Annotated in this window: 14 protein-coding genes; 5 read left to right on the plus strand and 9 right to left on the minus strand. The window is 61.2% G+C overall.

What is annotated here, in order from left to right; genetic code table 11:
* The 4 genes from OSA81_11750 to OSA81_11765 form a co-directional block, all read right to left on the minus strand.
* Nucleotides 1–3,923, minus strand: a 3,923-nt coding sequence (locus tag OSA81_11750) for a beta-ketoacyl synthase N-terminal-like domain-containing protein (GenBank protein ID MDE0899683.1), incomplete at its 3' end; no start/stop codon positions are given.
* A gap of 8 nt (nt 3,924–3,931) precedes the next feature.
* Complete coding sequence (locus tag OSA81_11755) at nt 3,932–5,575, minus strand: PfaD family polyunsaturated fatty acid/polyketide biosynthesis protein (protein ID MDE0899684.1); 1,644 nt, start codon at nt 5,573–5,575, stop codon at nt 3,932–3,934.
* 156 nt (nt 5,576–5,731) lie between these two features.
* Complete coding sequence (locus tag OSA81_11760; GenBank protein ID MDE0899685.1) at nt 5,732–7,345, minus strand: amidase family protein; 1,614 nt, start codon at nt 7,343–7,345, stop codon at nt 5,732–5,734.
* The gene (locus tag OSA81_11765; protein ID MDE0899686.1) at nt 7,342–8,439 is read right to left on the minus strand and encodes a DUF1028 domain-containing protein; all 1,098 of its coding nucleotides are present in this window, start codon (nt 8,437–8,439) and stop codon (nt 7,342–7,344) included. Before OSA81_11765 ends, OSA81_11760 begins: the two co-directional genes overlap by 4 nt.
* A 175-nt stretch (nt 8,440–8,614) precedes the next feature.
* Between OSA81_11765 and OSA81_11770 the strand changes: the two genes are divergently transcribed.
* The 5 genes from OSA81_11770 to OSA81_11790 all read left to right on the plus strand — a co-directional run bounded on the left by OSA81_11770 (nt 8,615) and on the right by OSA81_11790 (nt 14,959).
* On the plus strand, nt 8,615–8,776 hold the full coding sequence (locus OSA81_11770; protein MDE0899687.1) for an SPFH domain-containing protein: 162 nt from the start codon (nt 8,615–8,617) through the stop codon (nt 8,774–8,776).
* Between the two features lie 119 nt (nt 8,777–8,895).
* Nucleotides 8,896–11,343, plus strand: coding sequence for a choice-of-anchor B family protein (locus tag OSA81_11775; GenBank protein MDE0899688.1), 2,448 nt, complete (start codon nt 8,896–8,898; stop codon nt 11,341–11,343).
* A gap of 10 nt (nt 11,344–11,353) precedes the next feature.
* On the plus strand, nt 11,354–12,436 hold the full coding sequence (locus OSA81_11780) for a hypothetical protein (GenBank protein ID MDE0899689.1): 1,083 nt from the start codon (nt 11,354–11,356) through the stop codon (nt 12,434–12,436).
* Nucleotides 12,437–12,530: 94 nt separating this feature from the next.
* Nucleotides 12,531–14,336, plus strand: coding sequence for an FG-GAP-like repeat-containing protein (locus OSA81_11785; protein ID MDE0899690.1), 1,806 nt, complete (start codon nt 12,531–12,533; stop codon nt 14,334–14,336).
* 206 nt (nt 14,337–14,542) lie between these two features.
* Nucleotides 14,543–14,959 (plus strand): hypothetical protein, encoded by a 417-nt coding sequence (locus tag OSA81_11790; GenBank protein ID MDE0899691.1) that lies wholly within the window; start codon nt 14,543–14,545, stop codon nt 14,957–14,959.
* A 7-nt stretch (nt 14,960–14,966) separates the two neighbouring features.
* On the opposite strand, the gene OSA81_11795 is transcribed toward OSA81_11790, so the two are convergent.
* The 5 genes from OSA81_11795 to OSA81_11815 form a co-directional block, all read right to left on the minus strand.
* The gene (locus OSA81_11795; protein MDE0899692.1) at nt 14,967–15,746 is read right to left on the minus strand and encodes a carboxypeptidase-like regulatory domain-containing protein; all 780 of its coding nucleotides are present in this window, start codon (nt 15,744–15,746) and stop codon (nt 14,967–14,969) included.
* Between the two features lie 138 nt (nt 15,747–15,884).
* Nucleotides 15,885–17,282, minus strand: coding sequence for a RagB/SusD family nutrient uptake outer membrane protein (locus OSA81_11800; protein MDE0899693.1), 1,398 nt, complete (start codon nt 17,280–17,282; stop codon nt 15,885–15,887).
* Complete coding sequence (locus tag OSA81_11805; protein MDE0899694.1) at nt 17,282–20,281, minus strand: TonB-dependent receptor; 3,000 nt, start codon at nt 20,279–20,281, stop codon at nt 17,282–17,284. The genes OSA81_11800 and OSA81_11805 overlap by 1 nt, the downstream gene beginning before the upstream one ends.
* A 176-nt stretch (nt 20,282–20,457) precedes the next feature.
* Nucleotides 20,458–21,273: a TonB-dependent receptor plug domain-containing protein gene (locus tag OSA81_11810; GenBank protein ID MDE0899695.1), complete on the minus strand. Its 816-nt coding sequence runs from the start codon at nt 21,271–21,273 to the stop codon at nt 20,458–20,460.
* Nucleotides 21,274–21,450: 177 nt separating this feature from the next.
* Nucleotides 21,451–26,388, minus strand: a complete 4,938-nt coding sequence (locus OSA81_11815; GenBank protein MDE0899696.1) for an NAD-glutamate dehydrogenase — start codon at nt 26,386–26,388, stop codon at nt 21,451–21,453.
* Nucleotides 26,389–26,598: the final 210 nt, after the last annotated feature.

A 26,598-nucleotide genomic window follows, 5' to 3' on the forward strand; every position in this document is an offset into this window, starting at 1 on the left:
GCTGCGACGGCTGGTGCTGCGGCCGCTAGGGGCGCAACGGCGGTGACTGCCGCCGCTGCCGCAGGCATACCGGCGATCAGCTTGTCCGCGACATCACGCAGCGTGCGCAAGTTTGCCAGCTCAGCTGGCGCAATCTCCGGAATCCCTGGGAGGCGCTCCTGAAGTTCACTCAGGATCTCCACCTGCTTGATCGAGTCGATCCCGAGACCGGCTTCCATTTCCATGTCGAGGTCAAGCATCTCGACCGGATAACCCGTCTTCTCAGAGACGACCTCCATGGCCAGTGCTGTTACGTCGATCGCTGCGACGGCTGGTGCTGCGGCCGCTAGGGGCGCAACGGCGGTGACTGCCGCCGGTAGTCCGACTGACAATTTCTCTGCGACGTCACGTAGTGTCCGAAGATTCGCAAGTTCGGATGGCGCGATCTCCGGGAGTCCAGGGAGGCGCTCCTGGAGTTCACTCAGAATCTCGACCTGCTTGATAGAATCGATACCCAGCCCGGCTTCCATCTCCATATCGAGATCGAGCATCTCGACCGGATAACCGGTCTTCTCGGAAACGACCTCGAGTGCCAGCTGCTGCACGTCGACTGTCGGTGCGGCAGCGCCGGATGGCGCAGCTACCTGAGCGGGCGTTGGGAGAGCGACCGCAGTCACCGCAGCAACCGGAGCCGCTACAGGCGCCACGACCGGGAGAACCGGCGCGACTGCGGGCTGCTGCGCCACCACAGGCACGACGGGCGACGGGACGACGATATGTACCGGGGCCACTTCGACTGGGACAGGCAAAGACACTGCACCCTGAACCGGCACGCCAGTGGAAATTTGGGAGAGAGCGCTCGAGGCCATGTTCAGGAAGGAGCGATGGCTCGCTGCCATCAATTCCTGATACCGCCTGTGTGCTTCGATCGTGACCTGATGGACCTGAGCGGCCATGGTCGAGTCGACTGCCACGGGCGTCGGCACGTTGGCGCTCGAAGTCACGACGGGAACCGCTGCCTGGGGTGTAGCAGCCGCGAGGCTCGGAGTCACTGACACCGGTGCAGGAGGCGTCGGTACGAAGGAGGCCTCCGCAGCGACCTCCGGATTCGGCTGCGCGACGCCGGCCGCCCCGTTCTCCGGTGGGTACGGCCGATCGTGGTTGAATCCTGTAATCATGATTTCAAATGGCTTCACTTCCACCGGAGCCTCGGGAATCCGATACCCCTCCGACAGCGCGTTCAGATTCATCTCGACGCCTTCGGCGGCGAGTCGACCAAGGCCACGCCAGAACGCACGCAACCCCGTGGTCTTCTTGTTGTCGAGTGCCACCGCGACGTGCGGCCGGTCCCCAAGGCACTTGCCCACGAGTCCCGTTAGGATTGCGCCAGGGCCGACCTCGACGAAGTGCGTGACACCGGAGTCGTACATCGCGTCCACCATCTGACGGAAGCGCACCGGCGAAGCCAGCTGTTCAGCGAGGAGTCGGCGTCCGGCCTTGCCCGTCTTCGGGTAGACCTCGCCGGTCGTGTTTGCATAGACATCGATATCGCCCGAGCTCCATTTAACCGAACCGAGGTAATCGTGGAACGGCTCGACACTACTGGCGACGATGCTCGAGTGGAATGCCGAAGCCACCGGGAGGCGGATGGAGCGCATTCCCGATTCTTTCAACTTGGCCGCGAAGGCATCGATGGATTCCACCGAGCCGGCGATGACGACCTCGTTCGGCGCGTTGTCATTCGCGACAACCACGCCTGACGTTTCATCGATCAGCGCGGAAATCGTGTCCGCATCTGATCGGACCGCGATCATGGCACCGGCCTGCGTCGAGGCGGCCTCGGCCATGAACTCACCACGCTTGCGAGCAGATACCAGCAGCTTCGTGGATGGAATCCGGCCGGCCGCGGCCAACGCAGACAGTTCGCCGAAGCTGTGTCCTGCAGCAGCATCAGGCTTGATACCGATCTGGTCGAGAAGGCTCATGTAGCCGAGTGACACGGCGGCGATGGACGGCTGTGCCGTCGCCATTTCCGTGACGTTCTTTGCCTGTACCGCGCGCTCTTCGTCAGTGAAGGCCGGCGGAGGGAAGACGGCACGATCGAGACGATCTCCTGCGAACTCAGGCATGTCAGCCGCCTGATCCCATACGGCCCGTGCGGAGTCGAACGCCATCGCGGCAGCGGCTCCCATGTTGACGTACTGGCTGCCCTGACCTGGAAACATGAACGCAAGCTTCCCGCGGTCGGTAGCTCCAAGGCCAAAGATGATGTCGGGATCCGGAAGCGCGTCGGCTTTGTCGCTCCTCAGCGCATCGGCAGCCTTGGCCGCCTTCTCCGCTAACTCCTCAGCAGTACCTGCAATCAGCGCCACGCGGGCCGCCGCGCTAGCACTGAACGCCCCAGCCGCTTCGTGAGCGATCAGACCAAGATCTCGGCCCTCTGCAACTTGCGTCTGTATTTCAGCAAGCGCACTCGCCAGAGCATCCGACGACTCCGCAGACAAGACGACGAGCTCCTCGGACCATGTACGGAGGCGTTTCGGGCGCCTGCCCGGCCCCGTGTACTCCTCCATGGTGACGTGGAAATTCGAGCCGCCGAATCCGAAGGAACTGACCGAACCGCGGCGAGGGAAGTCAGAGCCCCGAATCCAAGGACGGGCCTCCGTGTTGATATAGAGCGGACTGTCCTCGCCTCCGAGGGCCGAGTTCGGCTTAGAAACTTTGAGGGTCGGCGGAAGAATTTTGTGATGGAGGGCTAGCGCGACCTTGATCAGGCCAGCAGACCCGGCAGCGGCCTTCGTGTGGCCGATCTGCGACTTCACCGAGCCCAGTGCACACCAGGCAGTCTCGCCCTCGCGGGCGGAGCCAAACACGGACGTGAGGCCACGGGCCTCAGCGGCGTCTCCGGCCTTCGTCGCCGTACCGTGAGCCTCGACGAGCTCGACGGTCGCCGGACTGTAGTCCGCCTTCTCATAAGCGCGACGCAGCGCACTCGCCTGCCCCTCGGAGCGCGGCGCGTACACACTGGATCCTTTTCCGTCGGACGACGCACCCAGGCCGCGAACTACCGCATAGATCATGTCGCCATCAGCCTCAGCGTCCTCAAGACGACGGAGCGCGAGCATTCCTACTCCCTCACCGATGAGCGTCCCATCGGCCTCTTCTGAGAACGGTCGGCAGTCACCCGTGGGAGAGAACGCCGGAGTCTTCGAGAAACACATGTACATGAGAATGTCGTTGAGGGCGTCGACGCCCCCCGCGATCACCATGTCACTGTCGCCCAGATACAGTTCGTGCAGGCCGGATTGAAGAGCCGATATCGAACTCGCGCAGGCGGCGTCCGTCACGAAATTCGAGCCGCCGAGGTCCAGTCGATTCGCAATGCGGCCGGCAACCACGTTGCCGAGAAGGCCAGGGAACGTGCTCTCCTGCCACGGCTGATAATGATCCTTGATGCGCTGGACTATGTCCTGTACACGGCTCTCCGGCAGCCCTTCCTGCCTTAGGGCGTTGCGCCAGATCGGATGCTGGAGTCGTGCGCCCATCTCGACGATGAGCTCGGTCGCCGAGGCCACGCCGAGTACGACGCTCGTCCGGCTGTGGTCCACACCCTCACTGAAACGACCGGCGTCTTCGAGAACACGCTTCGCTGCGATCAACGCGATAAGCTGAGCGGTATCAGTCGCGGGCACCGATTTGGGCGGAATGCCGAACTCCATCGGATTGAACGGGACCGGGTTGAGAAACCCACCTCGCTTGGCGTACGTCATATCCGGAGCGGTTGGATCCGGATCGTAGTAGTCGTCGATCAGCCAGCCGTGCGGTGGCACGTCGGTTAGGCGGTCGGTCGCGGACACGATGTCGCGCCAGAATCCGATCAGGTCCTCACTCCCTGCAAAGAGGGAGCTCATTCCTACGACGGCGATAGGAGGAGAAGTCGGCATCTATATTCTCATCGAAGTTGACGTGGGGAGAACGAGCTGTCGCCGGCGGCCAGGTGGACGCCTGCGAGTCGGAGCTGATTCGCACGAGTCACGTGCGCGGCTCCTTCCAGCAAGTTCAGACCGATCTGAACGACTGATCGGTTCTCGACTGGCTCGAGGAAACTTCCCCGCACCCAGTCGTTGAAGGCACCCATGGCAGGGCCGCACCAGATTTGGTAGTCAGCCCTCCGGCTTTCATCGCCGGACCGCGCCCACTGGGCGCCCATGAAGAGGTACCAACGGAAGACGAGAGCCATCCGATGTTTCGGATCGGCCTCGGCTTTTGCGATCTCCGGCGGATTACGTTTCTCAAAGAACGCTTTGGTCTCGGCCCAGATATCCGCGACGGAGCGGCCGAGTACTCTCTTTTCCATCGCAAGACGTTCGTCATCAGGCATAGCCTCGAGTGACGGGTACGTCCTGAAAATCTTATACAGCTCTTTGCCCCGCTGCGCGAACATCGTGCCGCGCTTCAGGACCTGAACCTCGACCCCGAGCTCGAACATGTCGGCGGCCGGAGCCATCGCGACATCCGTCATGGAGGCCTGGCCCAGCATCATTCGGCCATCATCAGATAGTGCCGATTCGACCGCAGCCTGATTCACGGAGCCAGTCACCACAAACGCGGCTCCTGCTGCGTATGCCGCTACGAGCGCTGCCGGAGTACCGAGTCCACCACCTACACCGATCCGTGGCTGCTGCACGTACCCGAACTGAGCGCTGAGCTCGTTGGCGAGTTCGATGATGCGCGGGAGAAGTACGGGCAACGGCCGGTTATCCGTGTGCCCACCCGAATCTGCCTCGACCGTAATGTCCTCAGCCACAGGAATCAGGCGAGCGAGCGCAGCCTCGTCGGCCGTCAACTTTCCAGCCGCGACCAGCGGGGTCAGCATCGACTCGGGGGCCGGCGACAGGAACGGCGTCGCGACTTCAACTCGCGAGACCTTGGCAAAGATGTGGGTTCGTCGCTGAATCGATCCGTCTGGAAGCCGCTGCAGGCCCTTCGCCGACAGGTAGACCACGGCCGGAGCGAGTCGCATAAAGGCGGACGCAGAGATGTTGGCGACCCCGCGCGCGAGCATCAGCTCCGCGAAGTCCATCTCCATGTGTGGTTCCTGAGGACTGTGGATCAGATTCGCGCCCCAGTTCCGAACCTCGGACGGGAGCGCAGTCTGGATCTTGAGAATCGCTTCGTCGACGTCCGGAATCGAAAGGCCGGCGCTACCAAAGAATGCCATGAGTCCCGCGGGTGCCGCGGCGATGACCATGTCGGCCGACGCGATACCACGAGCCATCTCCCCGACGACATAGGGGAAGCGACACCCATGCGCGGAAGCGAACGTTCGGTCCCCCAACCACTCAGGGTACACGGGAGGGAGCACGCCGATAAGCGCCTCGTCTATGCCAATCGGACCGGGCGACCCATCCGGTGCAATCGCGACCGCCCGGGTCCCCTCGGCTCCTGCAACGAGACCCACAGGCGCGCGAAACGCTACATCGGCGGGCCCGACAGACATCATGGTCACCTCAGACGCACGTTGCAGGTGCACGCTGGTGAGCGCTGGACCCGGAGGCGCTGCGGCAGCCGGGCCATTGGTAAGTCGTCCTTCCATGTACTCCTCGTGGACCTCATCACATCTCGTAAAATGCCCGCTGATTCGCGCCCATCAGGAGCAGAATTCAGCGGGACCCATAAAATAACGGAATTCCCAGTCAAAGGGGCTCTAAACGCATATTCCCGTGGAACTTCCCGACAGCGCCACGGTCGCCTAACGACGAATCACATGCCCATCGATGGCCGGCGTCATGGCTGGATACGGTCGCTGATCGTTCCGCGACTCGAACGAGAAGCCCAGACCAAGCAGTGTCGGTTCACTGAAGGCGGGGCCGAAGAACGACAGAGCGACCGGCAAATTGTCGCTAGTAAAACCAGCCGGAATGATGAGATCGGGATATCCGGTGAGGTTCGCGAGGTTCGTGGCAGAGGGTACATCCCAAGTCGCCTGATTCTGCCCCACACGCTCCGGCCGCGTACCCGACGTCGGGTACACGATCGCATCCAGACGCTCGTCATTGAACAGCCCGTCAATCAAGCTGCGAATCATCGGCTGTCCGAATTCGACCATCGTGCGGTACTCCGTGTCCGTCGTCCGCCCGCTGTCCTCCTCCTGGGCGAACAGGCTCCACCTCACCGGGTTCGGGGTGCCACCCTGATCAGTCGTATAGCGCTCGTCGCGAGACCGATCCAGCAGGTCAGCGAGCCTCTTGGGAAACTCCGGGCCGGTGGTGGCCAAGTACGCCGGAATTTGCTCACGGAACTCACGCCAGCGAATCGTCGTGTACCAGTCTCCCTTCACGTCGATGAGCCATTGAGGGAGCTCGACATCGACAAGCACGGCACCCTGCTCCTGGATCTGTCGCAGCGAAGCTTCGATCACCCAGTCGACATCCGGGTCTCCGCCAAGGAATTGTCTCGCGACACCGATCCGGGCTCCGGCCAGAGCATTCTCATCGAGGAATGCCGTGTAGTCATCCGGGACCCGACCATCCGCCTTCCGCGTCGCCTCATCAGTAGGGTCGACCCCCGCGATCACGTTCATCATCGCAGCCACGTCGTAGACACTCCGAGCCATCGGGCCGCCCGTATCGAACGACAGCGCCAGCGGAATGATGCCATCGCGACTCACGAGACCGTGGGTAGGCTTCAGCCCCACGATGCCATTCGCCGCGGACGGGCCCCGGACCGAACCACCGGTATCCGTACCGATGCCGAGCTGGGCAAATACGGCCGCGATCGCGGCACCGGATCCGCCGGACGAGCCCGCTGGAGTCCGGTCCAGGTCATGTGGATTCCGAATCCATCCACCGTTCGAACTCATCGTGGCGCCCGACGCGAACTCACTCATGTTCGTCTTGGCCAGAATGATCGCGCCCGCGTTCCTCAGCCTCTGAACCATGAACGCGTCATCCGGCGGGAAGGATCCCTGCAGAAGAATCGACCCGGCTGTCGTTGGCATGTCCCGTGTGTCGACGTTGTCCTTCAGCACGACCGGAATGCCATGCAGCATCGAACGCGGCCCTCTTTCCGCACGTTCGGCGTCGAGCTCGCGAGCCCTCGCGAGCGCACCTTGGTTGAGCGTCAGAATCGAATTCAACGCTGGACCATTCTGGTCGTAAGCTGCGACTCGCTCCAGGTACATCTCGACCAGCGCCTCAGATGTGAGGGTCCCATTCTCCATCGCCTGACTCAACTGCTCGATCGTCGCGTCCTTCAGTAACCTTTCGGCCGCGAGAGGGGACTGCCCAGAAGCAGGGGACGTGCCACCCCCGATAAGGGCGGCCACCAACGCGGCCCTTACGAGGCCACTCGCGAACCCGGTCATCGACGGACCTGTGTCAGCTCACGAATCAGCGTTCGGACCTCCTCTGCCTTGCCCGCCGACTCCAGGTCAGCCCACATGAGCGTGATCGCCTGGGCATCAACAAACCCTCGCGGCGTCCCGCCGGTGCTCGGGTTGGAAAGGGCCCGCATGACCCGGAATTCGTCCACAGCGCTCGCGACCTCATCGTCGAAAAACTGCCAGCCACGCTCCCTCTCGAGAACACTGATCTGATCCCGGTAGTAGCCGAGCGCATGCAGGATCAACTTGACCTGCCACACGTCATTCCCGGAAGGCTGTGACAACTCCCGATACCCTAGCGTGCCGGAGACCGTGTCATAGATCCGGCGGAGTTCGCCGACCGGCGTCGGATGCTCGCACACGTTGATGTGAACCGTCTGACCGTCGGGACGCCGGGCCATGCCTTCGCGCGGGTCGGCTACGATCACTGCGGCTGACTGAAGACGTCCGACACGTCGATCTCCACCCTCCACCTGCCCTGCCGTGAGCGCCTCGATCAGGCGATCGGCAAGGTGCCGTCCGGATCCTTCGCTCGCCTCGAACGCCTCAGCCACCGCATCCACGACCCCTGGACCGACCAGGACATTCCCTTGTGTAGCGTAGTTCTGTCCGGAGCGATGCCCGGCCCACTCCCCCGGACCCGAACCGGTGTGCTGAGCTGCCTGTCCGTCCAATGACACCACACCTATCTGACGCCGATCGCGATCGTCATCGGCAGCAGTGGCCTGGTCCAGCGCCTCCTGGGGAGACATCCCCTGTTCAAGCATGTCGAGCAACTCCTGCCCGTACGCCGTTCTCGTCGAAGCTTGCGTCGCCACCGCGCCGACACCGGCGCGCACCCACGGCACCCCGTTTCCGACGCACGCGACCCGAGTCGTAACCGCAACGCCGGACTCACCGGTGTTCGGGTCCACTGCGGCAATCGAGAATGTGTGAAATACGAGATCGTTCCCCCAGGAAGCGGGCTCCTGCGCGCTCATCGGTGGCGCGAAGGCCAAGCCAGCCAATGCTGCGACGGCAAAGCCGGCGCTGGCCGGACAGCCGAGCAGGTGCATGCGTCGAATGGGACGGGTCATCGGTCACTCCTGCATGGGGTTGTCTGGCACAGCAGAGCTTGGTCTCCGGCATCCTCAGTGGCAAGAGAATGAAGACCGGGCCACCCGCAGCCGTGGCTGTTGATGCGAGAAAACACGGACCGGTCGGAATCTCCGTCTCCCCCTAGAATGGGATTCCAGGCGCCCACGCAGAGGCGTGTCGAGACTGCTTACGATAGAGCTGTTCGACAAAATCACGGGCGAGTTCCTTGATGTGTTCGAGTGGGCCGACGCGAGCCCTAACACGCTCGTATATCGGTTCCAGTGCCATAACAATGAGATCAAGAACGGAGCGCAGCACACCGTACGCGAGGGTTAGACCGCCGTATTCATAGACGAGGGTCAGCTAGCCGACGGCTTCACTTCCGGCTGATCTACCTCGCGTATCACCGGGTCGAGTTGATCCGGCGCGACTTGTCCCTCGCATCTCCATCGGACATGCTTCGCGTCAACTCTGTCCAGACATTCCGGGCCACGGATGGCATCCTCGGCCCTACCCCAGCGGAAGAGGCTGTAATGAAACGGATGTGTCTTTCCTTCGCGGTCGCAATCCTCGCGATCGGACCAGTGACTTCTCTGAGCGCACAGTCGTTCGGGAATTCGATGGCGGTGGCCGGCGATCAGATCATCGTCGGTGAGCCGGTCTACGAAATGCGTTCGGGCGTCGTCTACATCTTTGGGCGTGATAGCAGCGGGGACTGGGTGGAGACTCAGCGCATCGAGCCGGAAGGCGCCGAAATGGGCAACCGATTCGGTATCCGCGTGGCGACGCAGAACGACCTACTCCTGGTCTCTGCGACCAGAGCCGACGGTGGAACCGGAACGGTTTACATGTATGAGAACGACGGCGGCACTTGGAATCGCGCTGGCGAACTCAACACGGACGATCGTAGCCCCGCCGACAGCCTCGGCAGCGGCCTGGCAATCGACGGCGATTGGATCATGGTCGGCACGATCGGACAGAACGGGGGTCGGGGTGCGGCGTACGTCTTCCACCGCGATGGCGACAACTGGGTCCAGCATTCAAAGCTCGCGCCAACGACTCTGAACCCTGTCGACCGCTTTGGCGCAAACATCGCCATAAACGGTACGCACGCATTCATCGCAGCGACCTCTGCCGATGAAGGTCAGGGTGCGGTCTACGCATACGAGTACGACACCGGCACGGATACCTGGGCACCGATGGGGCCACTTCAGGCACCACTCGTAAACGCACAGGCTGCGTTCGGCACAGATCTGAAGATCGACGGTGACGTCGCGCTAATCGGTTCGCCGGGCAACATCGTCGGAATTGGCTCGGTGATGACGTACGGTTTCGCCGATGGTCAATGGGAACTCACCACGATGCTCATTCCGTTCGAGGCCGCGGCACAGACCGGGTTCGGCGGATCGATCGCCTTTGATGGCGAGACGGCCCAGATCGGCGCGGCTTCGGCCAGCTTCGGTGAGGGTCGAGTCTTCACGTATACGCGTGACGCCGAGTCCGACACCTGGACGTCCGTAACGCAGACCGCCTCGGGTGCGGAGGACGACGGAGCCTTCGCTTCCACGGTCGCGATGGGCGCGGGACTCGTCGTCGGTGCGGCAGCAGCAGCAGACAACGGCACGGGAGCAGCCTGGGTGCTCGAGCAGGGACCCGACGGATGGACACCTACGGGTCGGATTGGTGGAGATAACCTCGGTATCGACGGCATCAGTGGTGATGAGGTGCGGTGCACCGACGAAGGTGAAGCCGCACTGTTCGAATGCTCTTCCGTCGATCTGCTCTCATTCATCCCGCTGGGTGACATGGAGGCCGAGCGCGGCATCAATACCAATGACGTGTGGGGCTGGACCGACTCTGAGAGCGGTCGTGAGATCGTGCTTGTCGGTATGACGAACCAAACCGCCTTTGTCGACGTGACCAACCCGGGCACACCGCTCTACCTCGGTCGCCTGCCGATGCCGGAGGGATCGAACGTGACCGTGTGGCGGGACATGAAGGTCTACGACAACCACATGTTCGTCGTCGCGGACAACGCGGGTGAGCATGGGATGCAGATCTTCGACCTGACCCACCTTCGTGGCCTTGATGGGTCGGAGCCGGTGACGTTCACCGAGGACGCGCGTTACGATCGCATTCACAGCGCCCACAACATCGTGATCAATGAGGACACCGGGTACGCCTACTCCGTCGGCAGCAGCGGTGGTGGCGAGACCTGCGGTGGTGGGCTTCACATGATCAACATCCAAGACCCGAAGAACCCCGAGTTCGCCGGCTGCTTCCAGGACATGACGACGGGCCGCGACCGCACCGGTTACTCGCACGACGCACAGTGCGTGATCTACCATGGACCCGACGAAGACTACGCAGGCCGGGAGATCTGCCTCGGTGCAAACGAGACGGCTCTCTCGATTGCCGACGTCACGGACAAGACGAACCCCGTTGCCGTCTCAATGGCGACGTATCCGAACGTGGCCTACTCGCACCAGGGATGGCTGTCGGAGGATCATCAATACTTCTACATGGGCGACGAGCTCGACGAGACCGGAGGGAACGTCGAGACCACCCGGACTCTCATCTGGGACCTCGCGGACCTGGACGATCCCGTACTCGCTCGCGAGTACATGGCGGAGACGAAGGCCACGGACCACAACCTCTACATCGTGGGCAACACGATGTATCAGTCGAACTACAAGAGCGGCCTTCGCGTACTCGACGTCTCGGATCCGGAGAACCCGGTGCCGGTCGGCAACTTCGACACGCAGCCATACGGCGGCGATGACGCACAGATGAGCGGTTCGTGGTCGAACTACCCGTACTTCGAGAGTGGCATCGTAGCCGTGACCAGTGGCGACGAGGGCCTATTCATCGTCCGGTATCGTCCTCGGACGATCTCGCAGTAAATATCGATACATGATGCGATCGGCACGCACGCAGATGCGCTTCGCTCGGCGTGTGATCCTGGGCGGGTGTGTCGCTGCGTGGGCGATGTACCTCGTCCCCTCAGGGGCCGAGGCCCAAGAGCTACTGTACGTCGCGAGTCAGGAAGAAGTCACGGTAGCGGTCATTGATATGAGTACGAATAGGCTCGTTACCACCGTCGACCTCAAGGAACTGGGGTACCCTGAAACGGCCAAGGCGCACCACACGGCCGTCGAGCCAGATGGCTCTTTCTGGTACGTGTCCCTGATCGCCGCGGGAAAAGTGCTGAAGTTCGATCGAGAGAATCATCTCGTAGGAGAAGCCTCTTTCAAGACACCGGGAATGCTGAGCCTCGACGCAACATCTGACCTGCTGTACGTCGGACGGTCGATGGCAGCGGTAACCCCGCCTCAGCGCATTGGCGTGGTGCACCGGTCCGACATGAGCATCGACGAAGTCGACGTCTTTTTCCCCAGGCCGCACGCACTCGCTGTCGACCCCACGGGATCGCGTTTCTTCTCAGCGAGCCTCGGGCAGAACAGTGTCGCCTACGCCCCGACTGGCACGGCAGAGGTCGACCTACTGCACTTGGACGGCGTGAACCACATGTTCGTCCAGTTCGCCGTGTCCCGAGATGGCCACTGGATGGTCGGCGGAGGGCAGATGACCGGTGACCTCATAGTGTTCGATCTCAGCGGGGATGAGCCCGTCGTCGTGAATTCGGTCAAGGTCGGCGGGCAGCCCTGGCATCCGACATTCACACCGGACGGCCGTTTCGTCTGGGTTCCGAACCAGACAGCGAATACGGTTACGGTGGTTGATGCTAGAAGTTGGAGTGTCGTGGATGTGATTAGTCATCCGGCGCTCATTGAGCCACATGGGTCAGCAATCTCGCCGGACGGAGCGACGGTTTACATATCCGGTCGCAACGTGGCGGGCACCTACCAGTCGGCTGAGAACGGTGTAGACCGACCTGGGACCGTAGTCGCAATTGATGCGGAGAGTCATGACGTGCTGGCCGTTATCGAAGTGGGGCGTTACGCCGCGGGCATGTCCGCACCCTCTGGGCACTGATCGGATGACCGAGGCGCCCCGACGACTAAATAGGCCTGACAGGCCCGCGCATGTTTCGGCGGGCCACGCCCTTCTTCTCGGCAGCGCACTTCTCATGAGCGCGAGTTGTGCATCACCTGCCGGGACCGCGGCACCTGCCTCCGGCGAAGTGGTCGCCCGCGCGACGCCTGATACCGGCTACGTAAGGCGTATTCAGGGCCTGGAGGTCATCGACGAGAACGGAGATCCGGTGGAGCAACCGTTTCTGGGTGGCTTCAACATTCCCCGCCCTCAGCTGGTCGACATCGACGCCGATGGCGACGCCGATCTTTTCCTGCAGGAGTGGTCAGGGAGCGTGATGTTCTTCGAGCACGTCGCGGGAGCAACGCCTCGGTACCAATGGCGTGCTGACCGATATCAGGACCTTGAGGTCGGCGAGTGGTATCGCTTCGTAGACCTGGATCGCGACGGTGACGCCGACCTCCTCGCCGAGCGTCCGTTCAGCTACCTGCGTTACTACCGCAACGACGGCACTCCGCAAGCCGCCCTTTTCGTCACGGCGGCGGATACGCTGCGCGACACTGACGGACGAGCACTTTTTTCAGACCGGCAAAACATACCGAATGCCACGGACATCGATTGCGACGGTCAGATGGATCTCTTGATTGGACGCCTCGAAGGGACCGTGACTCGGTACGAAGAGACGGGCACGGACGAGAACGGCGTACCTCGATTCCGCCACATCACCGACACCTTCGAGGGAATCAAGATCGTCGCACAGATTGGCTCAGCGCACGGCGCCAATACCATGGCTCTGGGTGACATCGATGGTGACGGGGACGAAGACATGTTTTGGGGGGACTACTTCGAACCAGGCATACTCTTCATCGAGAACACAGGCACCTGTCGGTCTCCGTCGCTACGGAGTGAGCCGGTGCCATTCCCGCTTGCAGAGCCGCTCCGGACCAGCGGCTACAACGCCCCGACCGTGGGAGATGTCGACGGCGACGGCGATGAGGACCTTCTCGTGGGCGTGCTCGGTGGCGCCTACAACCCAAACACGACAACCGCAGACAACTTCCACTACCTCGAGCAGACCGGTCCGCTGAACTTCGAGGCTCGCTCCTCCCGTTTCCTGTCGACCATCGATTTTGGGGCGGAGAGCATACCCGTCCTGGTCGACCTGGATAGTGACGGAGACCTCGATCTCTTGGTGGGGAACAAGATCGAGCAGAACGATACCCAGAACGGGAAGCTGTACCGCCTGATTAACGAAGGGTCCTCAGAAGTGCCCATTTTCCGCATGGACGGAGAGCTGGACGTTGGAGGCGGCTACCACATGCTGCCCGCCTTCGGGGATCTCGACGCCGATGGTGATCTCGATGCCATCCTCGGCACGTGGGAAGACGAATTGAGGTTCCTCCGCAACGACGCGACCGACGGATCACTTCAATTGAGCGTCGCGGACTCTGCCGTCGTGACCCTAACGCGTGGCCGAAACGCCACTCCCGCCCTTGGTGATGTCGATGGAGACGGAGATCTCGACCTCTTCATCGGGGAAACGTCGGGCACGCTGAACTTTTACGAGAACACCGGATCGAGGCAGGAACCTGTCTTCACTTTGGTTGACGACGAGTTCGGTCGCATCGACGTGGGGCGCCGGAGCATGCCGCTACTCCGCGACATGGATGAAGACGGTGACCTCGATCTGGTCGTCGGCTCCGAGAGCGAGGGGGTTTCGCTTTACCGCAACGTCGGCTCGGTGACCTCACCCGACTTCGTCGAAGCCGGGCTGCTCGGAATCGAAGACTTTCGGTTCGCGTCCCCCGCGCTCGGTGATCTCGACGGCGACGGAGACGACGATGTGCTTCTCGGTGGCGGCAGTGGCGGACTCTGGTTCTTCGAAAATCGGAACCGCTAGCCGATCGGTCGTCCGTATCGGTTCAAGGTTGGCGCGGCATTGAGACAGCTTCAGGAACTGATGGGCTCTCGCCAAGACTAGCACTCCGGACTCCGGACGGGGACCGCCAGCCAGCCCTGCGAGGTGTTCATTGCATCCGCCCCGGCGCGGGGGCACCTTGCTGCGCCCCGTCATGGGTGATCGGACTCCCCCTGCTCACAAAACGCATGCGTAAGCCTTCTCGACTTCTGCTCGCCGTCCTCGTGACACCCTTCCTCGCCGGGTGCTTCACGGTCACACAGGTTGCGGTACCTCCGGCCGCACAAGACCGGGAGGCACTGAATAATGTGCGTGGCGTTGTCGTTCGGCAGGCCGGGGGAACCGAGCAGACGGTTGAGTTCGAAACCGTGCATGAGCTGGAGTGGACTCCGACCTCGCTGTCCGTCGTGGCCGACGCCTCCGTCGATGGCGAGACACAGACGATTACACGGCTCTACTCGATTTCGACAATGTCAGGCGTGCTCATCCGGAGCCTCGACGCAGCAAAGACATCGGGGATAATCGGGACTGTAATCCTCGGCACTATAGCCTTCATCGCGCTCGCCGTAACAGGTGCCGGCGATCCTAAGCAGCAGGGTAACTAGGTACGCGTCAGCGCGTGCGTGTCCAGACAAGTATCACCCCGCAGCTTGTGATCTCGTCAAATCCCACCGGCACTTCGCTCGTGCGCGTGTAGACCTCGATCGCCTCGATTTCAGATGCCGTCATGTAGTCATCGGGACGGAGCGGATAATCGCCGCCGGCGTTCACCACGTGTCGGTCGATATAAAGCGTAGGAGAGCACTTCCTTCCGCCCCGCCAGTTGTAGATCGCTGGGTTCCGCATGACATCCGTACTTCCCGTGAGGGGCCGCGAGTCATCGATCTCCAACCGTGGAATCATTCGAAATACGTCACTGACCTTGTCGATGGCGCGACGCTCAATCTCGTCGCGGATCATCAACGTCCCGAGACCCATGATCGCCCGGTCGTAAAATCCATTCTGCTCGAGCGAGCTCAGGCTCCGGGTGGAACTCTCCACCACAACCTCTTCGAGCTCGATGGGAGCCGGTCGCAAGCCGACTTGAAGATTGAATTCACCCCCCTCACCGAGGTCGAAGACCCCGTCCATGAGTGTCTCGTAACCGGTGCGTGAAACGTAGAGGAAGTATCCCCCTGCGGAGGGGGCGGTGACCTCAAACTCTCCGACCATATTCGCCAACGCAGCGACGACCATCTCCTGTCCCTCGGCGAGTAAGCCCACATAGGCGAGCACAACCGGCTCACCGGAGTCGCTGTCGACAATGGTACCCCTGAGCGTTTGGGCTCCAGCCGGAACGGCGAGGAAGGCGTACGCTACAGCGATGATCCTGGACCGATTGAATCGACTCACCAGGGGCACTCCCTCTTCAAGCCTGCCTCACTCCGTAGGACCATAATACGGTGCCTCCCAAAAAGAGATTGCCCCTGCCGGCATGAACCGACAGGGGCAATCTCACCAGACAAGCTGGCTTACTTCAGGAAGAACTGACTATCCACCGGAACAAACTCCGTTGGCGTCATCTTTTAGGTTCGGATTCAGCTGACACTCGATCTGCGGAAGCGGCATGCAACTCACCCGCCTCGTCTCCGCGGCGCCGCCCACAATCCACTTCCCGTCCAAGAACGGGTGATTCCAACGATCCAAGTCGTACATACGACGACCCTCAAGCCAGAGCGTAGCGTACCGCTCACGGTCGAGAACCTGCACCGCTGAAGTCGTGTTCGCGATGTCCATTGGGAAGACGAGTGCACCGACCTCAGTCGGCGCCACGATATCAGCCATCCCATGGAGCGCACGGATCTTATTGATCGCAGTAGCCATCCCGGCGAAGTCACCAGCCATCATGGCAGCTTCGGCTTGAATCAACCGCATTTCACTACCGGAAGCACGGTTAATGTCGGAACCACGCTCGGTATACTTGTCCTGGCGGTGGTGCGCATGGTCGCCATCGGCTCCCTGGTGCGCACCTGAACCCTGACCCGAGCAATTACCGGTCGCCGTCACACCACCATCGACGTTAAGCGGGTACGCCGACGTCTGGTCGTCATACGTACCACATTTGGTGTAAGGCGTCCGCGGATCGGCATTCGTATCCCACAGTCGCGCCGCAGGCGTACGATAGACACCGACTTCACCACGGCCCCAGGACTCGTTCCAGACCTGATTGGTGTTCGCCTGAGCGTGGTAGATAGCCTGGTCGACGAACGCATCTGTCCCGCCGTTCGCGAAGAACGCATCAGCCGCCGCACCTGCAGCAGCCCAGGATCCCGCACCATACGAAGCTAGGCCCAACTGGGCCTGGGCGAGTCCGGCATAGGACGCGATCGACCAGTTGTTACCGGCTCCACCGATTGAAATCGATTTGTTGAAGTCGGTAATCGCACGATTGAAAGATTCCGTGCGCTCCTGCCAGTCTTCAACATCGAAGACCGCGTAGCAGAAGTTTTCGCCCAGACGTATCCGCGCGAATCCACGAATAGCCCAAAGACGGGCCGAGATGTCAGCCGTGTTGGCCGCGTCTCCAAGAACTTCCTGGATACGAGTCCAAGCCTGGTCCGCAGCCCACGCTGCCTCATGGGTCTGCGACCAGAATCCTTCGGACGACTCCCAGTCGAAGATGCCCTGGCGATACTCCTGTGTGGAGCCGTAGCTGCCGGTACCGGCAAGCTCGTCCGTCAGGCGACCACCGGAGAAAGCGTACGTATCTCCGAAGTCGTTGTATTCAGCCGACACTCCGGATACCAGCACCGGCATCAGCTCAGGGAGGATAAGATCGGCGTCCTGGATCGCACCAGGATTTAAGACCTCAAGACTGCACCCTGAAAAAACCACCGCCATCGCGGCAACGACCGGCATCACACCGGCTCTTCTGGTCCATTTATTCATCAGAAGTTCACCGTCACGTTGAGGATGATGATCCGCGGCGGAGCCATGTTGTAGTACTCGAATGCCGACTCACCACGGGAATTTCCACGGTCACTTGCTTCAGGATCTAGACCCTGATAATCGGTGAACACGAAGAGATTCTTGGCCTGGAGCGCCAGCGTCATGCTGCGCGCTCCCGGGACCAGTCCGTCCGGAAGACGATAGGACAGCGACGCAGAGCGAATCTTCAAGAAGTCCGCAGCGTCCGTCCACATGCCCCACTGTACATAAGACGGAACACACGTCGCAGCCTGCGCCGGCGTGATGTTCGTCAAACCTGTCGCGTTGAACGAATCCTGAATGCCGAAGCACGCAGGCCACGTCTCACGACGCGTGGTCGCCCAGCCGAGGCCGACAGACTTGTAGTGGCCTTGTTGGCCTTCGGCGAGGACATCAAGCGTCAGCGCCTGGTTAATCGTCACACGCGTACCGAGCGAGAAGATCTGCGTCGGGAAATGGCCTCCCAACACTTCATCGCTGTATACAGGCTTCTCTCCCTTCGCTGTCGGGTTGAGCACGGTACGGGAGTAATTAACACCAATCGGGAAGCCCAAACGGAGGTTGGACCCCGCATCTTGAAGCGGACCCAGATCGACAATCTTCGAGTTGTTCGTCGAGTAAGCACCACTGACCGACCACTCGAGGTTGTCTGAACGCCAAGCAACAACGTTCAGGACGGTCTCAGTACCCTTGTTCTCCGTCTCACCGAGGTTACGCAGCGTCCGCTCATCCGTACCGAAGGAAGGAGCTTCCTGAACACCGATGAGGGCATCCAGCGTCTTCTGGTCGTACTTCGTAAAGTCAGCCGAGAGTCGGCCGTCGAACATTGACATTTCAAACCCATACTCGAGCTCCATGGAAATTTCTGGACCGAGATCAGCGTTACCGAGGTTGGAAATTGTCAGGGCCGGAACGAGCTCATCAGCCTGAACCGCGCCATACACCTTGACCGCGTCGAACGCGCCAGGTGCACGACCAGACTTACCCCAAGCTGCACGCAGCTTCATGGCGTCAATAAAGCCACCCTGCGGGAAGAAGCTCTCGTCCGAGATCGTGTATGCAGCGGAGATCTTCGGATATGCGGCGAGGCCGAAGCCTGCACCGAACGTCGAGAAACCATCCCAGCGTACACCACCGGTGAGGAAGAGACGGTCGCCGAAGCCTATCTGCTCCTGCAAGAAGAACCCACCCGAACGAATCGTCAGACGGTCCTCATCACTGAACGGCAGTGTGCCGTCACCGACCAGCTGGTCACCAGGACCGGCGAAGTCGCCGTCACGGCCCTCAAGGCCCCAACCGTACTCTTCGTAAACCTGACCACCCCATGAGAACGACGAGGAGAGGCCCGAGGTGACGTCGGTGCGCCACGAACCGTTGTAGTCGAACGTCAGGTTCCGGTCGGAACGCGTGTCGTTCTGGCGACTGCCGAGTGCGAACTCGTAGTTGCCGTACGGCTTGAAGTCAGTGTAGTCGGAATAGTTGTAGTCCATTCCGAAGTTCAGCCGGTGCGAAAAGTTCTGACTCGGCGTCCAACCGACACTTGCCGACGTAACCCATTGGCTGAGCGCGGTGTTGATGTCGTTGACCAACACCAGCGAGTCGTCATTGCCCGGCGTGTAACCACGCTCACCACGCAGCACGTTGAGGAACAGGCCCGACGCGTTGTTGCCGTTCGGGATCCAGTCGATGCTCCGACGCGTGTACATGTTGTTGACGCTGATGTCCAACCCGTCAAACGGCTGGAACTGGACATTTGCACGAGCGTTGTAGCTGTTCTGACCCTGTGGCGCGACCGTACCCTCTTCGTTCGCCATACGACCGGAAACGAAGTACGTCGCCGTCTCGCCACCACCACGAACACTCAGGTTGTACCGCTGCATATATGCGTCACGCAGCCAAGAGCCACTATCCGGGCAACCCGGCTCAGCCGCGTACCCATTGATGGTCGAGTAGCGATCGAGCTTGTCACCCGTTGCGCAGTCGTTGAGACGTAGACCGTTCGCGTTCAGCGTTTCATCGTCGCTGTTGAGCCAGTCAAAGCCTGTGGTACCATCCGGATAGAGCTCCGGATGAGTCTCGGTGTACAGATTGCTAATGGAACCGAGATCACCACCGCCATTCGGCCCCTGGTGTCCCATACGGCTCCGGCCACCGTCGACCGAAACTGTCCAAGCTGGAGCACCAGCTGAACCACGCTTCGTGAAGATCTGGATCACGCCACCTGCGGCTTCCGTGCCGTACAGGGTGGTCGCTGCAGGTCCCTTCACGATCTCGATCCGATCAATGTCCTGCGGGTTGATCGCGTCGAGGGCCATCGGGGTTGCCGCAGCCTCATCGGAGAGCGTCAGCGTGCCCGTCTCCATGCGGATACCGTCGATGTAGATCAATGGACGGTTGCCCTGGCTAACCGAGGAGTTACCGCGAATGCGGATCTCCGAACCAGCACCAACCTGACCGTCGGTGTCAGAAATCTGCACGCCCGCTGCGCGGCCCTGCAGAATGTCACCGACGTCGGTCACCGCGGCGACAGCGATATCTGCCTGGCCAACCGACTCAATCGAGTTACCAACCTCCCGACGACGTGCCTGACCGGCAGTACCGGTCACGACAACACCTTCGAGATTTAGTGCCTGCTGCCGGAGGTCGAAGTTGTTCGACGCCGTTCCACCAGCGGTCACCGTGATTGTCGCGGTACCGGCACCATAGCCGATCATCGTGACGTTAACTGTTTGCGTTCCTGCCGGAACATTCAAAAGCAGGAAACGGCCAACATTGTTGACCAGTCCACCAATACCGGTTCCCTCGATGGAAACCTGTGCGCCCGCCAAGGGCGACAAGTTCAGTCCATCGCGAACCAGACCGGTAATCGTACCGGTACTTTGCGCAGCCAATCCGGCAGCGCTGAACATTGTGAAGGCAAGTGCCGTCACAGTTCTGGAAACAAACGTCCTAAGAGTCATAAGTCCTCCTACTGACCTCAGGGTATGCGAACCCCTCCTCCCCACATCCCAACGAATACGTTTTACCCTTCGGGGATCACGAAGTCAAGAAAAAAAGCCGGAGTGCCCAAGCTCATCTTTCCACGCAGGCCGCCATATATTTTTTGTGATCCACTGTGAAACATAAATCGGCCAGGTCAGCGCGCCTTAGCCACGGAAAATTCGGGAACGACGCAGGCCGCTCGCACTCGTCGATCGGGGGCTCCGTCCGCGACCCCTCGGCGCATCTCAATCTTGATGACCCCGCTAGCACCCGCTGACCCGTACTCCCAGCCGGCTGCGGCCCCGGGCTGTATTTCAAGCCTTGAAATTTCATTAGGGCGCATAGTCGAAAGGGTCCCTTCGACTCCCGGCATCCGGACACCATCTATTAAGACAACCGGCGCGTCACTTTCTGCACCCATCGTTCGACTTCGGCTTGCCGTCAGACTTGAGATGTCACCGGGGTCTCCCTGCATTGGACTCACCATGCCCGGAGCGATGCGTCGGATGAGTTCGAGCACCGAGCTCGCGCTGATTCGATCGATCTCTCGCTGATCGAGAACTCGGCCTCCGGTACGCTGTCGCTGCTCGACTTGCTCCCGTTTCGCCTCTGCTGCCGCTCCGAACGCCGGAGGCAAGCGGAACTGCTCGTCGCGGGGGATGCCCGTTACGACCGTGATCTTCACCCATGTGATCCGGCAGTCAGCCGTAAGCAGCGCGAAAATCCGCCTGCCCTGAGGAAGATTGTCGAAGCGGAACTCACCCAGCCGATCGGTGAAGGTCGACGAACCGTCGTCCATGCGGACGAGCACCCCTTCGATCGGATCGCCGCCCAGACTGTCCACGATCTGACCCTGCAGCACAGCCCCCATTGCTGGCACAGTCGCTGACATCTCGACCTGAGCTCGCGCACCGGGCGCACCCGTGGTCAACCCCAGGAGGAGAAGAAACAGGAATCGAAGGCATTTCATATTGAGATATACGAAGATCGCTGCGTTTCGTTGCGGCTGGCTGACTCACACACCATAGGGGTGCCTCCGGTGGTGTCGAGCGTTACGCCGCTCGGATCGATACCCGCGGTGGCTCCGAAACATCTCCGCTCGAACACCTGAGCCGCAGGCCGAGCGGCGTGAAGCTTCCGTGTCTAGTCACGACGATCGATCCTCGGCAGGCCTTCGTGACAGCTTGTCGGATAAGCCGCTCAGTTCCCTCGTTGCCACCGACACGGCAGCCAGGCCAACGGTGTCCTCTTCCTTCAGTTCACCCACGATGCCCTGGAACCGCTCGACCTCTCTCGGCTTGAGCAGCGTGAGGTAGTCGTGCTCCGCGATGCCACTCTCTTTTTCGGCGGCCCGCCGCAGAAGCCCGGCAGAGACTCTCCGGTGGGCCCTCGAGAGATCGTCCGACAGCACCTGAGCCGCCCGCTGCTCCCACTGGTCATCTCCGGCCGCTGCGAATGTCTTTCGGCGGAGCCAAGGAATCTGGAAGGTGACTGAGGTTTGGTAGTACGCGTAGGCGGTCTCAAGCACGTTGTGCTCCGTCTCGCGAGCGATCCCTAGGATCTCGAGAAGCTGGTCGAGGAAGCGAAGCGTGATCAGTCTGCGCGAAAACGCCTCGTCTGCGCCGAGTTCTTGGATCTCCATGATCCGCGCCTCGAAGAGCTTACGGTCCTCCCCTCGAACGACCTCTCCAAATTTCTCCCTCAGCTCAGCGAGGCCTGCAAGATTCTGGTCAACGATCCCTGCTGACGACCCCTCCGGCTCGACGTTCTGAAGTACCCACCGCGTCGTACGCTCCAAGACTCGACCAAGCCCGAGAAGCCAGCGATAAGAGACGCGAGTGTTAAGGACGGACGACTGCTGGGCCATCTGTCCGAGTAGCGCCCGGTGATCCGCGAGGCGCGAGGCAACCAGCCAGGCCCGAACCACGTCCTCGCCCGATCGACCCGTATCGCGCTTCATCCGCGTGACGAAGCCGGCACCCATCAGGTCCACGAGATCGTTCGTGATCTCAGCCGTGATGATCTCACGGCGGAGTCGGTGCACTCCCAGATTGCCCTGCCCGGCCGCCATCATGGCCTTAGGCGGAAAGTAGCCAAGCAGATAGCTTTCAGTGACTGGGTCATCCGGGAGGCCGCCCGAAAGAAGGTCAGCCTTGAGCGACAGTTTTGAGTAGGCGAGAAGTACGCACAACTCGGGGCGAGCCATCGCTTTCCCCCGGTCGCGCCGCTCCTGCAGGACATCGGCAGACGGCAGAATCTCAGCAGCTCGATCGAGCTCGCCTGCCTTCTCTAGCGTGAACATCAGATCACGGAAATCATCAAGCGACTCCATCGAGCGTCGCTCATCGAGCGATACCGCCAGACTCTGAGACCGATTGTTGTCGAGGACGAGCTCCGCCACGGCCTCCGTCAGTTCTTGGAGCAGCTTGTTGCGGCGCTCTTCGGTAAGCGTGTCGTCAGCGACCGCAGGCGCGAGGAGAATCTTGAGATTCACTTCGTGATCAGACATGTCGACGCCGGCGGCATTGTCGAGGGCGTCGGTGTTGATTCGTCCGCCGAGCAGAGCATACTCACCTCGAGCCCGCTGCGTGAGACCCAGGTTACCGCCCTCTCCGATCACATCGCAGCGCAACGCTTCGGCATTGATCCGGACCGCATCGTTCGAAGGGTCGCCCGCAGCAGCATCCGTCTCTGAATTGGACTTTACATACGTCCCGATTCCACCATTCCAGAGAAGCTCGACCGGCGCACGAAGCACAGCGCGAATGAGCGCCTCTCCATCTTGGGGGGGCTCGTCCCCGTCTTTGATGCCCAGCGCCTCAAGCGCCTGCGTTGAGAGGTCGACCTCTTTAGCTCCACGTGGGATGATCATGCCCCCCTCGCTCAGCAGCCCCTCGTCGTAGTCGGCCCAGCTGGAACGACCGAGGTCGTATACACGCTTACGCTCTTTAAAGGTCAGCACCGGATCAGGGTCCGGATCGATGAAGACGTGTCTATGGTCAAACGCCGCGATCAGCTGGATCTGCTCCGATAGGAGCATGCCGTTACCGAACACATCGCCACTCATGTCGCCGATTCCTGCGACGGTGAACGGCTCTGACTGGATGTCTTTTCCTTTCTCACGGAAGTGACGCCTCACGCACTCCCACGCGCCGCGGGCCGTGATCCCGACCACCTTGTGGTCATACCCGTTCGATCCACCCGACGCGAAGGCATCCCCCAGCCAAAATCCGTACTCAGCCGAAACGGCGTTCGCGACGTCAGAGAACGTTGCGGTGCCCTTATCCGCAGCCACGACCAAATATGGATCGGGCGGGTCGAACGCGAACACGTTCTCCGGCGGAACCGTGTTTCCGTCGACCAAGTTGTCCGTCAAATCGAGTAGCCCGCGCACCAGCGTCTGATACTGACGCTTCCCCTCCTCGTATCGCTCTTCGGGGTCCGCGGGAATCACACGGGTGATAAAGCCACCCTTCGATCCGCCTGGAACGATGACTGCGTTCTTGACCATCTGCGTGTTTACGAGTCCCAGCACCTCGGTGCGGAAATCATCAGGACGATCACTCCAGCGAATTCCACCACGCGCCACCGTCGACCCACGGAGGTGCACTCCCTCCATTCGAGCGGAATGAACCCACACCTCGAACAGGAGTTCGGTAGGTCGAGAGTTTTCTAGGTCGCCGACTAGGAACTTAAAGGAGATGTAGGGGACACCACCCGAGCGGCTCGTCGGTACCCGACCGCCCCAACGGTAGTAGTTCGTCCTTACCACCGCTGACATAACCTCTTCGAGACGACGCAGCGCACGATCATCAGATAGGTTCGAGACGCCCCGCAGCGATCCGTGGAAGGCCGCGCGGATTAACTTTATAGCGGAGAGTCGCTGATCCCGCGTAACTCCGTTCGCCGGGTCAAATTTCCGCCTGAAAAGCTTAAAGAGCTGCTTCGCGATTCCCGGATACTGAACGAGTGCGTTCGGCAGCGCGGTTCGACTCGGCACGAGCCCCACTTGGAACGCATACCCTGCGAAGCCTCGCAGAACATCGACTTCACGCCAGTGCAGTCCAGCACTCACGACCAGAGCGTTCAGCGAGTCGCTGACCGCGTCCCCAGCGCGAGCTGCGAGAAGAGTCTCGGAGAGCAAGCCGCCACTGGCCTCCACATCCAGCACCTCCCCCTGCTGTGATTGAACCGCGAAGACGTAGATCGTCGCTTCCGGAGATCCATTGCCGCCGACCTCATAGGGCTTCATGGCCAGGACACGGAGACCGGCGTCCTCCAAAATCGGCATGAAATCCGAGAGGACCAGCATCTCGCCGCGCAGGAACAACTTCAACTCCGTCGCACCCGCGACACCTGCTACGGCCTTGCCCCCTTCCGGGTTGCTGATCCGTACCGAGATCAAGCGCCCGTCTGCCGACATGGCCTCGAGCTCACCGATGTCCGCCACTGCTACATCCGGCTCCGCCGCGGCCTGATACTCACGGCTGAACGCATCACCATAGTGCGTCGCGAGGCGGCGAGCTTCCTCGGCTGGACGTAGCGCATGGAGCCCCGAATGAATCCGGTCGGCCCATGTCCGAATGAGGCCGCTGACGGTCTGTTCGAGCGAGGCCGTCGTAACGAGCGACACGCGTGACTGCTCAGCACCGATATAGAAGTGGAGCCGCGCCTGATCGCCCTCACCGAGTGCGAGGTGGTAGTTCAGGACGAGTCCTTCATACGCCTCGACGAGTGCTCGCTCGATCGATTTTCTGACAGTTCCCGAGAAACGGTCGCGGGGAAGTATGACCATGACGGATACGCCACGATGCAACGGATCCTCGCGCAGAGAGACACGTGCCTCACCTCCTCCGTAGGTCGCCAGGACCGCCCGAACATCTTCTCCGAGTTCGTCGGCCGACGCGAGTAGCAACTGCTCCTTCGGGAGCGAGTCGAAGATCGTGATGATCTCCTTGTAGTCGTGCGACCCCTCCCGGACGCTGGAGGCTTCGAGAACCCTGGCGAGCTTATGGCGAAGGATCGGGATGCTCCCGGCGGACTCAGCATACGCTTTCGAGGTAAACAGCCCGATGAAGCGGTGCTCACCAACGACATTGCCCCGTTCGTCGAGCTTCTTCACTCCGACATAGTCCATCCGCGCCCTGCGGTGGACGGTGGATTCGGCGTTGGTCTTATTGATGATCAGGACTGGACCGTGAATCGCCAGCTCCCGCATCCCGGGGTCGAGCTTCGAAATCGGGATCGGTGCTGCAAAGCGTGAGTCGCCCTCGTTGCGGAGCAGTCCCAGGCCCGAGCCGGGCTCAACCACGATCGCGGGCTCTTCACGTTCTTCGGTGTCGAGGAGGTCATACCCGCGCGCGCCGAGGAAGACAAAGCCTCCATCGCGCAGCCAGCGGAGGAAGTGCTGGATTTCTTCGAACTCTTCTGCCCGGTCGGGCATATCGACGACGTTCCGACCCACACTCTCGATCACCGACTCGACACTGTCGATCATCGGCTGGAAGTCGTCGGTGGAGCGGACGACATCCTGGAGGCGGGTCCTCAGGGCCTCCGCCATTTCTGCAAGCCTCGGAGGGTCCTCGATGCGGGCGATCTCCAGGTGAACGATCGACTCTTTCGAGCCCCCGTCGCCCGGAGCCTTTATCCCGAGAACCGAGCCCTCTTCGTCCCGCTCGACGTCGACGATCGGGTAGATCATCCGCTCGATCGAGATTCCCTCGCCGGTGAGGTATTCGCGAATCGAGTCGATGATGAACGGCCGCTCGCTGACATTGGTGCTGATCACGGTGACCGCGTCAGCCCATGTCCCCGATGTGGCGGGGTTGACCACCGACACATCAACCCGGAACGGGCGCGAGGCCTCAAGGAAATCGAAGGCGCTCGAGATCATCGCCGCGAGGTCCTCCGAGGTCCTCTGTCTAAGCACCTCCTCCGATGCTCGCGACAGGAACAGGTCTGAAAAGTCGCGCAACAGCGACGAATTCTTGGGGTCGGTTCCTTCCTCGAGCAGTTGACTAACGGCTTCGATGGTCGGCGAGTCCTCACGGAGTCGGCGTTCAGCCGCTCGTGTCGTGTCACTCATAGCGTTTTTCGGCGGGGGCACAGCGCGTACAGCACGCGCTCGAGAAATATGGAGAACGCTGCTATAACGTTACCTGAGAACACGAAGCCGGGGAACAGGAAAGTGCCTTCACTGAAATTCCCTCGGCCGGTGCTTTCATCTAGTTTGCGCGATGCGTTTCCTGCACATCGCCGACGTACACCTCGACACGTCCTTCGCGGGCCGATCGGA

The sequence above is a fragment of the Longimicrobiales bacterium genome (assembly GCA_028823235.1).
Classification (GTDB): domain Bacteria; phylum Gemmatimonadota; class Gemmatimonadetes; order Longimicrobiales; family Gaopeijiaceae; genus UBA2589.

Coding starts and splice junctions, on each gene's coding strand:
- OSA81_11755 (MDE0899684.1), bottom strand. CDS start 5,575: ATGGAAGGACGACTTACCAATGGCCCGGCTGCCGCAGCGCCTCCGGGT.
- OSA81_11760 (MDE0899685.1), bottom strand. CDS start 7,345: ATGACCGGGTTCGCGAGTGGCCTCGTAAGGGCCGCGTTGGTGGCCGCC.
- OSA81_11765 (MDE0899686.1), bottom strand. CDS start 8,439: ATGACCCGTCCCATTCGACGCATGCACCTGCTCGGCTGTCCGGCCAGC.
- OSA81_11775 (MDE0899688.1), top strand. CDS start 8,896: ATGCTTCGCGTCAACTCTGTCCAGACATTCCGGGCCACGGATGGCATC.
- OSA81_11780 (MDE0899689.1), top strand. CDS start 11,354: ATGATGCGATCGGCACGCACGCAGATGCGCTTCGCTCGGCGTGTGATC.
- OSA81_11785 (MDE0899690.1), top strand. CDS start 12,531: ATGAGCGCGAGTTGTGCATCACCTGCCGGGACCGCGGCACCTGCCTCC.
- OSA81_11790 (MDE0899691.1), top strand. CDS start 14,543: ATGCGTAAGCCTTCTCGACTTCTGCTCGCCGTCCTCGTGACACCCTTC.
- OSA81_11800 (MDE0899693.1), bottom strand. CDS start 17,282: ATGAATAAATGGACCAGAAGAGCCGGTGTGATGCCGGTCGTTGCCGCG.
- OSA81_11805 (MDE0899694.1), bottom strand. CDS start 20,281: ATGACTCTTAGGACGTTTGTTTCCAGAACTGTGACGGCACTTGCCTTC.
- OSA81_11810 (MDE0899695.1), bottom strand. CDS start 21,273: ATGAAATGCCTTCGATTCCTGTTTCTTCTCCTCCTGGGGTTGACCACG.
- OSA81_11815 (MDE0899696.1), bottom strand. CDS start 26,388: ATGAGTGACACGACACGAGCGGCTGAACGCCGACTCCGTGAGGACTCG.